This is a genomic window from Christiangramia forsetii KT0803, assembly GCF_000060345.1.
GTDB lineage: Bacteria > Bacteroidota > Bacteroidia > Flavobacteriales > Flavobacteriaceae > Christiangramia > Christiangramia forsetii.
The window spans coordinates 664,969-678,377 of record NC_008571.1; the positions used below are offsets into that span (position 1 = coordinate 664,969).

Sequence of the window (13,409 nt, forward strand, 5' to 3'; positions counted from 1 at the left end):
AATAACTTTTTAAAAAGCTTTGGCAAAGTAACTAATGCCCAGTTATTAACTTTTTATTGAAAATACTAACAGCCTTAACTTATAATTGCACTTCTATTTGATATTTACTTGAGTATCTTTGCACCGATTAAATTGAACTATGGATTTTGAACTTTTATCTACCGATGCCGGTAGTAAAGCACGCGCAGGAAAAATAACTACAGATCACGGAGTAATTGAAACTCCTATTTTTATGCCGGTGGGTACAGTGGCTTCCGTTAAAGGAATTCATCAAAGAGAACTGAAGGAAGATATTAATCCTGATATTATTCTTGGAAACACCTATCACCTTTATTTAAGACCGCAAACCGATATTTTGAGAAAAGCGGGAGGACTTCATAAGTTCATGAACTGGGATCGTAATATTCTTACCGATAGCGGTGGTTACCAGGTGTATTCGCTTTCAGCAAGAAGAAAGATAAAAGAAGAAGGGGTAAAGTTTAAATCTCATATAGATGGTTCTTATCACACGTTCACTCCTGAAAATGTGATGGAAATCCAAAGAACTATTGGTGCTGATATTATCATGGCCTTTGACGAATGTACTCCTTATCCATGCGATTATAATTATGCAAAAAGGTCGATGCATATGACGCATCGTTGGCTGGATAGATGTATCAATCATTTGGAGAAAACACCGGAAATTTATGATTATAAACAAACATTTTTTCCGATAGTCCAGGGAAGCACCTATAAAGATCTTAGAAAACAATCGGCAGAGTATATTGCAAATGCCGGAGCTGAAGGAAATGCCATCGGCGGACTTTCAGTAGGTGAACCTGCTGAAGAAATGTATGCGATGACTGAAGTTGTTACTGAAATTCTACCGGAAGACAAACCTCGTTATCTAATGGGAGTTGGAACACCGATTAATATATTAGAAAATATTGCCCTGGGAATCGATATGTTTGATTGCGTGATGCCTACCAGAAATGGTAGAAATGGAATGTTGTTTACGGCGCATGGAACCATCAATATCAAAAATAAGAAGTGGGAAGACGATTTTTCTCCAATAGATCCGGAAGGCGTTAGTTTTGTAGATTCAGAATATTCCAAAGCATACGTGAGACATTTGTTTAGCGTTAATGAAATGCTTGGCAGGCAAATTGCTAGTATCCATAACCTGAGCTTTTATCTTTGGTTGGTAAGAGAGGCTAGAAAACATATCTTAGCTGGAGATTTTACCCCTTGGAAAGATAAAATGGTGAAACAAATGGATAAACGACTTTAATTCTAGAATTTGAAGATTCTCGATTGGTACATACTTAAAAGATATTTAGGAACCTTCACGATGATGTTGGTGCTATTCATTCCTATTGGTATTACCGTTAATCTTGCTGAAAAGATCGATAAAATACTGGAGAATGAAGTTCCGTTCATTGAAGTGGCTTATTATTACCTGGATTTTACTATCTATTTTGCGAATCTACTTTTTCCAATTTTCTTATTCTTATCTGTGATTTGGTTTACTTCCAAGTTAGCGATGAATACCGAAATTGTTGCATTTCTAAGTAGTGGAGTTTCCTTCTATCGCTTTTTAAGGCCTTATCTTATTGGGGCAACTATTGTTTGTATAAGTGCTCTAGTCTTAGCTATGTACCTGGCTCCTCAGGCGAGCAAAGGTTTTAATGAATTCAAATATCAATACCTGAAGCGGGGAGAACAAACCCAGGAAACCAGTGATGTTTACAGGCAGATTAATGATAATGAATATATCTATGCAAGTCATTTTCAGCCGAAATCGAAATCTGCCAGGAATTTTACTTTGGAGCATTTTGAAGGCAATGAGCTAAAATTTAAGATAAGTGCTTCCAATTTGAGATATAGTGAAGAAGACAGTCTTTATAAACTTTCCAGGGTAGATAAACGAATTATAGGGAAAGAGGAAGACAGCATTATGTTTATGAGGTCGCTGGATACTATTTTACCTTTTGAATTTGATGAACTTACTCCTGAATCATACATTGCAGAAACTCTTAATTACACTGAGCTCAACGAGTTTATTGAAAAAGAGCGACGCAGAGGTTCTGGGAATATTAATAGATATTTAGTAGTTGCTTATAAACGTTGGAGTATTCCAATTTCAGCATTTATCTTAACAATTATTGCGGTTGCCGTTGCTTCCTTTAAAAGAAGGGGAGGGATGGGAGTGAATCTGGCAGTAGGAATTACTTTGGCGTTCATATTTATATTCTTTGATAAAGTATTTGGTACTATGGCGGAGCAATCTACTTTTTCACCATTGATCGCCGTTTGGTTCCCGAATATTGTTTTCGGTGTTCTTGCAGTTGTCTTGTTGTTCCGCGCCAAACGCTAAGTCTCAAATTCCTTGAAAATTTAAACTTCAACGGGGAAAGCTATCCTTTCAAAGTTGTTATATTTGTAAGCTATAAAAAATAATTACCATAAGCAGTATGGAATATTTAGATTTTGAAGAACCTATTAAAGAGCTTGAAGAACAGTACTCTAAAGCATGTAATATTGGAGAAGAGAGCGAGGTTGACGTAACTGCCACCTGTAAGCAGATCGAGAAGAAATTAAAAGAAAAGAAGAAGGAGATCTACAAGAACCTTACGCCGTGGCAAAGAGTTCAGCTTTCTAGACATCCTAACAGACCATATACCTTAGATTATATTAACGCGATTTGTGGAGACACATTTCTGGAGCTTCACGGTGATAGGAATGTTAAAGACGATAAAGCGATGATTGGAGGTCTTGGTAAGATCGATGATCAGAGTTTTATGTTCGTTGGTCAGCAAAAAGGATATAATACAAAGACAAGACAGTATAGAAACTTTGGGATGGCAAATCCTGAAGGCTATAGAAAAGCGCTTAGATTGATGAAATCTGCTGAAAAGTTTGGAGTTCCTGTAGTTTGTTTTGTAGATACACCAGGAGCTTATCCCGGTCTTGAAGCTGAAGAACGAGGACAGGGAGAAGCAATCGCTCGAAATATTCTTGAAATGACACGCCTTAAAGTGCCAATTTTTGTAGTTATAATTGGTGAAGGTGCCAGTGGAGGTGCTCTGGGAATTGGTGTAGGAGATAAAGTGATGATGCTGGAAAATACCTGGTACTCGGTGATCTCTCCTGAATCCTGTTCTTCCATTTTATGGAGAAGTTGGGAATACAAAGAAAGAGCTGCGGAAGCCCTCAAATTAACTGCGACAGATATGAAAAAGCAGAAGTTGATAGATGAGATTGTTAAAGAACCTCTAGGAGGGGCACATACGAATAGAGAAGAGATTTTTAATACGGTAAAATCTTCAATTTCCAATGCTTATTCTGAATTCAAAAACTTATCACAAGCCGAATTAGTCGAAAAGAGAATGGGTAAATATTTAGACATGGGAGTGTTTAAAGGCTAAACTCTTTATTTATACGACATCGTTATAAAATCCGGGCATTAAAATCCGGATTTTTTTATCTTATTAACAGAAAAACTTACTTATTAACAGGTAGATTGTTCATTACCTGTTAAGTAACTTAGGTCGATTTTATTAAGGTTATCTTAACAAATTAATTATTTTCGTTTTATGGAAAAAATCACCTCGCCCCAAAATATCACCTACAAAAAATCAAATGTAGTAAGTCTTGAAAAAGGAAAAGTTCCGCCTCAAGCAGTTGATTTAGAAGAGGTTGTGCTTGGAGCCATGATGATTGATAAAAAAGGGGTAGATGAAATTATTGATATTCTTATTCCTGAAGCATTTTATAAAAACAGCCACAAGCTTATCTATGATGCTATTAAAAAATTATTCGATGCATCTGAGGCAATTGACTTATTAACCGTTTCTAACCAACTTAAGAAAGAAAAGGTTTTTGATAAAGTTGGAGGGGACTATTACCTTATTCAACTTACACAAAAGGTATCAAGTTCGGCGCATATTGAGTTTCATGCGCGTATTATCTTACAGAAATATATTCAACGGAGCTTAATCAAAATTTCAAATGAAATTATTGAAGAAGCTTTTGATGAAGGAACCGATGTTTTTGATCTATTGGATTCGGCTGAATCAAAACTTTATGAGGTAACCCAGGGAAATATCAAACGTTCCACTGAGACTGCCCAGAGTTTGGTGATTCAGGCGAAAAAGAAAATTCAGGAGATTTCCAATAAAGAAGGACTTAGTGGAGTGCCATCCGGTTTTGATAAACTGGACGAACTAACTTCGGGCTGGCAGCCTTCAGATTTAATTATTGTGGCAGCTCGTCCTGGTATGGGTAAAACAGCCCTTACGCTATCTATGGCACGAAATATTGCTGTAGATCAGGGAATTCCGGTTGCGTTTTTCTCTCTGGAGATGTCCTCTGTACAGTTGATCACCCGATTGATTTCTTCTGAAACAGGTCTTTCTTCTGAAAAACTTAGGACTGGTAAATTAGAGCAACATGAGTGGGAACAACTGAATGTGAAAGTAAAAGATCTTGAAAAAGCTCCTTTATTTATTGATGATACTCCTTCACTCTCTATATTCGATTTACGTGCAAAAGCTCGTCGACTTGCTTCACAACACGGTATTAAAATGATTGTTGTTGATTATTTGCAGTTGATGACGGCTGGAGGAAGTCAAAAAGGGGGAGGAAACAGGGAACAGGAAATTTCAACAATTTCGCGAAACCTGAAAGCTCTGGCCAAGGAACTTGGAATTCCGGTAATTGCACTTTCCCAGCTTTCGCGTGCCGTAGAAACCCGTGGAGGGAGTAAGCGACCTTTACTTTCTGATCTTAGGGAATCCGGGGCGATTGAGCAGGATGCAGATATTGTTTCGTTTATTTACCGTCCTGAATATTATAAAATTGAAGAGTGGGATGATGAAGAAAGAACACCAACTCAGGGACAGGGAGAATTTATTGTAGCGAAACACCGTAACGGTGGTTTGGAAAATATCAGGCTAAAATTCATTGGGGAACTCGGTAAATTTGATAATTTAGAAGACTTTAATTTCCCTTCTGAAATTCCATCGAGCATGAATAGCGGTGATGGAGATAATGATTTTGGAAACTTTAATTTACCCAATCCAAGCGCCGATGAGGCTTTTGGGAGCTCAATGAATAGTGATGATGATGATAACGACGTTCCGTTCTAAATTTAAGCAGCTGATTTCAGCTAAAAAAGAGGTTATATCTACCAATATTAAAAGCAGTAAAGTATATAAAGGTACTTTGCTGCTTTCTTTTTTTATGCTACTTAGTTCTCAGATTTTTGCTGCGAAGATTCTAATTCCAATGGATGAAGATACTCAGGGAAATCACTTAAAAGCTTATGGAATAGTCTATTATTCCCTGGAAAATCAGCTTTCAGTTAACTGGCTTTTGAATTACCGAGGGGGGTCATTTCTTATTACAGATTCAGATAAACTTCGGAAGGAATGCCAGATTCGAGGAGTAGATTTTGAAGTTATAAGTGATAATATGGCTGCAAATATTCTGGAAGAGATAAGCAGTCCTTCTAAAAATATGGAATCTGTGGCACTTGAAAAAGCTCCTAAAATTGCAGTTTATAGTCCTACTGGAAATAAACCCTGGGATGATGCGGTTACGATGGTTCTTAAATATGCCGAGATCCCGTATCAAACAATCTACGATAAAGAAGTACTTAATGATGCTTTAGTGCTTTACGATTGGCTGCATTTACATCATGAGGATTTCACGGGTCAATACGGAAAATTTTATAGAACGTTTAGAACGACTCCCTGGTATATTGAAGAAAAACGGGAAGCAGAACAATTAGCTCAACAACTGGGTTATTCTAAAGTTTCAGAAGAAAAATTGGCTGTAGCTTTAAAGATAAGGAATTATGTAGTTGGAGGGGGATTTATGTTTGCAATGTGTAGTGCCACAGATAGTTTTGATATTGCTTTGGCTGCGGAAGGTGTTGATATTGCTGAAGCTATGTTTGACGGGGATCCTAGTGAGCCAGGATATCAGGCTAAAATTGATTTTAATAAAACCTTTGCTTTTACCAATTTTGAGCTAGAAAGAAGTCCGATGGTCTATGAATTTTCAAGTATAGATATGACGGCTAAAAGGCAAATTCAAAAAGAGAGTGATTATTTTACGCTAATGGATTATTCAGCAAAATGGGATGTCGTGCCTACGATGCTAACTCAAAATCACACGAGATTAGTAAAAGGTTTTATGGGTCAGACAACCAGTTACGATCCCAGTACAGTAAAAGCAGGAGTGCTAACTATGGGAGAAAGTAAGCTGAATGGGGAAGCACGATATATTCATGGAATTAAAGGAAAGGGGTTTTTTACATTTTATGGAGGTCACGATCCTGAGGACTATCAGCATAGAGTAGGAGATCCAAAAACTGAATTGGAATTACATCCGAATTCTCCAGGCTATAGGCTTATTCTGAATAATATACTTTTTCCGGCAGCTAAGAAAAAAGAACAAAAGACCTGATTCGAAAAGAAATCAGCACTGCTTACACTATTTTTTGAAAAACTCGTTATACTATATGTTTTAAAAGCCTTTGCGAAATTCAATTTTCTAGGATATCTCCATGGCAATATTATGATATTCATATTTAGCTTTTAAAATAGCTCATTTTACAAAATAAGAAATGGAAATGGAATTTTATCAAACCGAAATAAGACTTAGACCCCGTCCCAGGGGTTTTCATCTGATAACAGAAGAGATTGTTGATCAATTTTCAGAAATCGAAGATATCGATATAGGGATGCTTCAGGTGTTTATTAAACATACTTCTGCTGGTCTTGCGATCAATGAAAATGCAGATCCTACAGTTCGGGAGGATTTCAGAAGTCATTTTGATAATATGGTTCCCGAAAATCAATCTTACTATAAACATACTACTGAAGGACCCGATGATATGCCAGCGCATATCAAATCGTCTTTAACGGGAACTTCAATCCAGATTCCAATTACTCATGGCAAATTAAATCTTGGCACCTGGCAGGGAATTTATCTATGTGAGCATAGGGATCATGGTAGTTCTAGAAAACTGGTGCTCACAGCATTTGGGGAATAAAAACAAAAAATCCCGCCAAAAGGCAGGATTTTTATATAAGAGAGTATAATTGTTTATTTTACTTTTTCTACAATTGCTTTAAAAGCTTCCGGGCTATTCATCGCCAAATCGGCAAGAACCTTACGGTTCAATCCAATATCACTGGTTTTGAGTTTCCCCATAAATTGAGAATAAGATAATCCTTCCTGTCTGGCTGCAGCGTTAATACGCATAATCCATAAAGAACGGAAGTTACGTTTCTTAGCTTTACGGTCTCTGTATGCATAAAGCATCGCTTTATCAACCGCATTTTTAGCGACAGTCCAAACGTTTTTACGACGCCCGAAATATCCTTTTGCTTGCTTTAAAACTTTTTTTCTACGTGCCCTTTTGGCAACTGAGTTTACTGATCTTGGCATATGTTACATTTTTTTGTAGCAGGCGGTCGATTATCGACACTTTTAACTTGAATTTCTAACTTTCGCACTGAGCGCAGTCGAAGTGTTGCCCGACTCCATGGTTAAATAATTTATTAAAACCTCAAGAGCTCCAATTTACTTTAAACGTAATTGAAGTTTGACATTGTCCTTATCTGCATCGTGTACTAATGTACTATGAGTTAAGGCAAGCTTACGTTTCTTAGACTTCTTTGTTAAGATATGACTCTTAAACGCGTGCTTTCTTTTAATCTTACCTGTACCTGTTAGCTTAAAACGCTTCTTGGCACTGGATTTCGTTTTCATCTTAGGCATTGCTGTCCTCTTTTTATAATTAACTCTCTTATTCTCTTTATTTCGATTTCTTAGTTGGAGATAAAAACATAGTCATACGTTTTCCTTCCAACTTAGGCATTTGTTCTACTTTTCCATGCTCCTCTAAATCCTGGGCAAGTCTTAAAAGCAGAATTTCTCCTTTATCTTTAAATACGATAGAACGTCCTTTAAAGAACACAAAGGCTTTTAGCTTAGCGCCATCTTTAAGGAATTTTTCAGCATTACGTTTTTTAAACTCGTAATCATGGTCATCTGTATTGGGACCAAATCGAATTTCCTTTACCACCACTTTACTGGCTTTGGCTTTCATGGCTTTTTCTCGTTTCTTTTGTTCATAAAGAAACTTTTTGTAATCCATGGCCTTCACAACTGGAGGCTTTGCATTTGGAGAAATTTCAACAAGATCCAAACCTAATTCCTGTGCAATAGACAGGGCTTTCTTGGTTGGATATACATCCATTTCTACATTATCACCAACCAGACGTACTTCTTCAGATCTAATTTTTTCGTTGATCCTGTGTTCTGCTTCTTTTTGTCGGCCGAATCTGTTCGGTTTTCTTCTACGTATTGCTATGGCTCAAAATTTAAATTAAACTTCCGTTTTAAAAGGCTTTAAGGTACTATCGATTTCTGTATTAATCAAATTAGCGAAATCTTCTATTTTCATGGTACCTAAATCACCTTCGCTATGTTTACGAACAGAAATCGTACCATCTTTGGCTTCCTGTTCCCCAACTATAAGCATATAAGGGTATTTGTTAACTTCTGCTTCTCTAATCTTCTTGCCTATGGTTTCATTTCTATTGTCAGCAAGGGCGCGAATTTCGTTATTTTCAAGCAAAGTTAAAACTTTTTGTGAGTATTTTTCATATTTCTCACTGAGTGATAGAATAATAGCCTGCTCAGGCATTAGCCATAGGGGGAAATTCCCACCGGTATGCTCCAGAAGAATTGCTATAAAGCGCTCCATACTACCAAAAGGTGCTCTGTGAATCATTACAGGGCGATGTGACTCATTGTCACTTCCTTTATATGTCAGGTCAAAACGTTCCGGTAAATTGTAATCTACCTGAATAGTTCCTAATTGCCAGCTTCTACCCAAAGCATCTTTTACCATGAAGTCTAATTTTGGACCGTAGAATGCTGCTTCACCTGTTTCAACTACATAGTTGAGTCCCTTTTCATCTGCTGCATTGATAATGGCAGATTCTGCTTTCTCCCAAGCATCATCAGAACCTATATATTTTTCCTTATTATCAGGATCTCTTAAAGAAACCTGTGCGGTAAAATCTTCAAATCCTAAAGAAGAGAATACATATAAGGTAAGATCAATTACTTTTTTGAATTCCTCATCCAATTGTTCAGGCATACAGAATATGTGTGCGTCATCCTGAGTAAATCCACGTACCCTTGTTAAACCATGAAGTTCACCACTTTGTTCATATCTGTAAACGGTACCAAATTCAGCAAATCTCTTAGGTAAATCCCTGTAGCTCCATGAAGATGCATTGTACATTTCACAATGATGTGGACAGTTCATGGGTTTAAGCATAAATTCCTCACCTTCATTAGGGGTGCTTATTGGTTGAAAACTATCTTCTCCATATTTAGCATAGTGGCCTGAAGTTACATATAGTTCTTTACTACCAATATGCGGACTTACTACCATCTCGTATCCAGCTTTTTTCTGCGCCTTTTTGAGGAAGTTCTCGAGTCGTTCTCTTAAAGCAGCTCCTTTAGGTAGCCATAATGGTAATCCCTGCCCAACTTTTTGTGAAAAAGTAAAAAGTTCTAATTCTTTTCCTAATTTTCTATGATCTCTCTTTTTTGCTTCTTCTAATAGCTCAAGATATTCTTTTAATTCTTTTTGCTTCGGAAAAGAAATTCCGTAAACTCTTGTAAGTTGTGGATTTTTTTCATCACCTCGCCAGTAGGCACCAGCAACGCTCATTAATTTTACCGCTTTTATAATACCGGTATTCGGAATATGTCCTCCACGACATAAATCAGTAAAAGTGTCGTGATCACAAAAAGTGATCTCACCATCCTGAAGGTTCTCTATAAGTTCAACCTTAAATTGATTATTTTCTTTCTTGTAAAAATTAAGTGCATCGTCTTTGGATGCTTCTCTTAATTGAAAATCATGTTTTCCGCGGGCTATCTCCAGCATTCGATCTTCAATTCTTTTGAAGTCATTATCTGAGATCTTTTGCTCACCAAAATCTACATCATAATAGAAACCTCGTTCAATGGCAGGTCCAATGGTAAGTTTTGCTCCAGGAAAAAGATCCTGAATAGCCTGCGCCATCACGTGAGAAGTAGAATGCCAGAATGCTTTCTTGCCTTCGTCATTGCTCCATGTAAATAAAACAAGATCACCATCTGTATTTAAGGGCGTAGAAACTTCAACCGTTTCATTATTGAATTTAGCCGAAATTACGTTTCGGGCTAAACCTTCACTTATACTTTTAGCCACGTCCATGGGAGTGGTTCCTTTTTCAAACTCTTTAATACTTCCATCTGGGAGAGTAATCTTGATCATTTTATTCATTTTTACGAAGTCACAAAGATAAGGTGTTGAGTTTGGTTGCACAATACATATATGTATATAGGTGACTTTATTGTATAATTATAGAATACCTTATAGTATATGGTGTTTCAAATCTTGTTTTTTTGAATCATCACCTAATTAATTTTTAGATTTTTTTTGAAGCTGAAATATATGATGAGCAGGCTGTTAGCTTTGAAGATGATTTTTTCTTAAAAAAATCTAATTATTTATTTGGCAGGAAGAAAGAAGTTGGTGTATATTTGCAGCCGCTTACAAAACGAGCGAGATGTTCACTGACAGTAATGAGAATGGGGTATACGATAGGAAAGGACTTCAAAAATTAACTAAAAAAAAGATTGTTTTTTATTTGGTTGGAGAGCAGAAGTCGTTTTATATTTGCACCCGCTTTGGAAACGAAGTGATGTTCATTCAGAGAAAGGGGGGTTAGGGAATTGCTGCTGAAGTCTTTAAAAAGAAACTAAAATTTTTATCAAAAAAGTTTTGGTTGGTAAAGAAAAAGCATTGTATATTTGCACCCGCTTTGAGAGAGAGCACACGTTCAAAAATTACAGATTGAGATTAAAAGAGACCGCCGAACGGGGCGAGAGTAGAGGTTCGAATCCTTGGGTTTTAACTAGACAATGATCAATAAACAATAAGCAATGATCATCAGGCAATTTTAGGATTGTTAATTGATAACTGCTCATTGATAATTGATCGAAGTTCATTGATATATTGAATTGACAAGGATTATAGAGTATTTATATTTTATAATCAAGTGTATAAGAATTAAGACTAGAAAAAGTCATACTGAGCAATTTCTTTAGTAGTTGTTGAATATATATAAGATTTAACGATGAAGAGTTTGATCCTGGCTCAGGATGAACGCTAGCGGCAGGCCTAACACATGCAAGTCGAACGGTAACAGGGATTGCTTGCAATCCGCTGACGAGTGGCGCACGGGTGCGTAACGCGTATACAATCTGCCTTTAAGCGGGGAATAGCCCATGGAAACGTGGATTAATACCCCATAGTATTATGATTTCACCTGGGATTATAATTAAACATTTATGGCTTAAAGATGAGTATGCGTCCTATTAGTTAGTTGGTAAGGTAACGGCTTACCAAGACAGCGATAGGTAGGGGTCCTGAGAGGGAGATCCCCCACACTGGTACTGAGACACGGACCAGACTCCTACGGGAGGCAGCAGTGAGGAATATTGGACAATGGAGGCAACTCTGATCCAGCCATGCCGCGTGCAGGAAGACGGCCCTATGGGTTGTAAACTGCTTTTATACGGGAAGAACCACATCTACGTGTAGATGCTTGACGGTACCGTATGAATAAGGACCGGCTAACTCCGTGCCAGCAGCCGCGGTAATACGGAGGGTCCAAGCGTTATCCGGAATCATTGGGTTTAAAGGGTCCGTAGGCGGAATAATAAGTCAGTGGTGAAAGTCTGCAGCTCAACTGTAGAATTGCCATTGATACTGTTGTTCTTGAATTATTATGAAGTGGTTGGAATAAGTAGTGTAGCGGTGAAATGCATAGATATTACTTAGAACACCTATTGCGAAGGCAGATCACTAATAATATATTGACGCTGAGGGACGAAAGCGTAGGTAGCGAACAGGATTAGATACCCTGGTAGTCTACGCCGTAAACGATGGTTACTAGCTGTCCGGCCTAATTGAGGGCTGGGTGGTTAAGCGAAAGTGATAAGTAACCCACCTGGGGAGTACGTTCGCAAGAATGAAACTCAAAGGAATTGACGGGGGCCCGCACAAGCGGTGGAGCATGTGGTTTAATTCGATGATACGCGAGGAACCTTACCAGGGCTTAAATGCAGTCTGACAGGTCTGGAAACAGACTTTTCTTCGGACAGATTGCAAGGTGCTGCATGGTTGTCGTCAGCTCGTGCCGTGAGGTGTCAGGTTAAGTCCTATAACGAGCGCAACCCCTGTGGTTAGTTGCCAGCGAGTAATGTCGGGAACTCTAGCCAGACTGCCGGTGCAAACCGCGAGGAAGGTGGGGATGACGTCAAATCATCACGGCCCTTACGTCCTGGGCCACACACGTGCTACAATGGTAGGGACAGAGGGCAGCTACCCCGCGAGGGGATGCGAATCTTCAAACCCTATCACAGTTCGGATCGCAGTCTGCAACTCGACTGCGTGAAGCTGGAATCGCTAGTAATCGCATATCAGCCATGATGCGGTGAATACGTTCCCGGGCCTTGTACACACCGCCCGTCAAGCCATGGAAGCTGGGGGTACCTGAAGTCCGTCACCGTAAGGAGCGGCCTAGGGTAAAACTGGTAACTGGGGCTAAGTCGTAACAAGGTAGCCGTACCGGAAGGTGCGGCTGGAACACCTCCTTTCTAGAGCTTTGTCACCTAGTGACAAGCGACAATTAGTAAGGGAAGTTCAGAGGCCAATTTGGTCTTGATTCTTATCGTCAATTCGATTAAAAATAGTGAAGAGCGAAAAGTGAAAAGTGAAGAGTTGAAAAACTTTGAACTTTAAAACTTTGAACTTGGAACTGTTTTATGGACAGTCTCATAGCTCAGCTGGTTAGAGCGCTACACTGATAATGTAGAGGTCGGCAGTTCGAGTCTGCCTGAGACTACGACCGCGCAAAGCGCGAGTTTAAAGTTACAGGTTGAAAAGTTTAAAGTTAAGCTTGAGAGACTGAAGTTCATTTGAAATAAATTAAAAGGAAATTCTAGAAGCTAAGGAATTCTAATTCTAAATTCTGAATTCTAAACTCGGAATTCAAAAATGGGGGATTAGCTCAGCTGGCTAGAGCGCCTGCCTTGCACGCAGGAGGTCATCGGTTCGACTCCGATATTCTCCACGATTCCTAGAGATAGAACGGGCATAGTTTTTACAAACAACCAGGGAGCGAAAGCTTTTTAGTTTGTAAGATCATCGAGGTTTTATCGTTAGACAGGAAAAAAGTTCATTGACATATTGAGAAACAAAGAATACGAGAACACTATTAGATAGAAATATTTAATATTAAGTAATACATTATAATACTTCTGTTTTGAGCAATCAAAAT

10 protein-coding genes, 2 tRNA genes and 1 rRNA gene are annotated in these 13,409 nt (G+C 38.2%); 9 read left to right on the plus strand and 4 right to left on the minus strand.

The genetic code is table 11. From position 1 onward, the window contains the following. Positions 1 to 139: 139 nt before the first annotated feature. The 6 genes from tgt (at position 140) to GFO_RS02860 (ending at position 7,042) form a co-directional block, all read left to right on the plus strand. Complete coding sequence (tgt, locus tag GFO_RS02835) at positions 140 to 1,270, plus strand: tRNA guanosine(34) transglycosylase Tgt (protein WP_011708516.1); 1,131 nt, start codon at positions 140 to 142, stop codon at positions 1,268 to 1,270. Positions 1,271 to 1,279: 9 nt separating this feature from the next. Beyond that, positions 1,280 to 2,356: an LptF/LptG family permease gene (locus GFO_RS02840; RefSeq protein WP_041249983.1), complete on the plus strand. Its 1,077-nt coding sequence runs from the start codon at positions 1,280 to 1,282 to the stop codon at positions 2,354 to 2,356. 97 nt (positions 2,357 to 2,453) lie between these two features. Further along, positions 2,454 to 3,407: an acetyl-CoA carboxylase carboxyltransferase subunit alpha gene (locus GFO_RS02845; protein ID WP_011708518.1), complete on the plus strand. Its 954-nt coding sequence runs from the start codon at positions 2,454 to 2,456 to the stop codon at positions 3,405 to 3,407. A gap of 168 nt (positions 3,408 to 3,575) precedes the next feature. Beyond that, positions 3,576 to 5,129, plus strand: a complete 1,554-nt coding sequence (gene dnaB / locus GFO_RS02850) for a replicative DNA helicase (protein ID WP_011708519.1) — start codon at positions 3,576 to 3,578, stop codon at positions 5,127 to 5,129. Positions 5,130 to 5,223: 94 nt separating this feature from the next. Beyond that, a complete protein-coding gene (locus GFO_RS02855) occupies positions 5,224 to 6,453 on the plus strand; it encodes a hypothetical protein (RefSeq protein ID WP_041250221.1) in 1,230 nt (409 codons plus the stop codon). Positions 6,454 to 6,619: 166 nt separating this feature from the next. After that, positions 6,620 to 7,042, plus strand: a complete 423-nt coding sequence (locus GFO_RS02860; RefSeq protein ID WP_041250222.1) for a secondary thiamine-phosphate synthase enzyme YjbQ — start codon at positions 6,620 to 6,622, stop codon at positions 7,040 to 7,042. Between the two features lie 53 nt (positions 7,043 to 7,095). Here the strand turns inward: GFO_RS02860 and rplT are convergent, their stop codons facing one another. The 4 genes from rplT to thrS all read right to left on the minus strand — a co-directional run bounded on the left by rplT (position 7,096) and on the right by thrS (position 10,336). Then, positions 7,096 to 7,440, minus strand: a complete 345-nt coding sequence (gene rplT / locus GFO_RS02865) for a 50S ribosomal protein L20 (RefSeq protein ID WP_011708522.1) — start codon at positions 7,438 to 7,440, stop codon at positions 7,096 to 7,098. 135 nt (positions 7,441 to 7,575) lie between these two features. Then, positions 7,576 to 7,773, minus strand: coding sequence for a 50S ribosomal protein L35 (rpmI, locus tag GFO_RS02870; protein ID WP_011708523.1), 198 nt, complete (start codon positions 7,771 to 7,773; stop codon positions 7,576 to 7,578). 37 nt (positions 7,774 to 7,810) lie between these two features. Further along, positions 7,811 to 8,362 (minus strand): translation initiation factor IF-3, encoded by a 552-nt coding sequence (gene infC, locus GFO_RS02875; RefSeq protein ID WP_083830790.1) that lies wholly within the window; start codon positions 8,360 to 8,362, stop codon positions 7,811 to 7,813. A 21-nt stretch (positions 8,363 to 8,383) separates the two neighbouring features. Continuing rightward, a complete protein-coding gene (gene thrS / locus GFO_RS02880) occupies positions 8,384 to 10,336 on the minus strand; it encodes a threonine--tRNA ligase (protein ID WP_041250223.1) in 1,953 nt (650 codons plus the stop codon). A gap of 862 nt (positions 10,337 to 11,198) precedes the next feature. On the opposite strand from thrS, the gene GFO_RS02885 reads away from it, so the two are divergent. The 3 genes from GFO_RS02885 (at position 11,199) to GFO_RS02895 (ending at position 13,202) form a co-directional block, all read left to right on the plus strand. Continuing rightward, positions 11,199 to 12,726: ribosomal RNA gene (locus GFO_RS02885) — 16S ribosomal RNA — on the plus strand. A gap of 174 nt (positions 12,727 to 12,900) precedes the next feature. Further along, positions 12,901 to 12,974, plus strand: a tRNA-Ile gene (locus GFO_RS02890). Positions 12,975 to 13,128: 154 nt separating this feature from the next. Then, positions 13,129 to 13,202, plus strand: a tRNA-Ala gene (locus GFO_RS02895). The last annotated feature ends 207 nt before the right edge of the window (positions 13,203 to 13,409 follow it).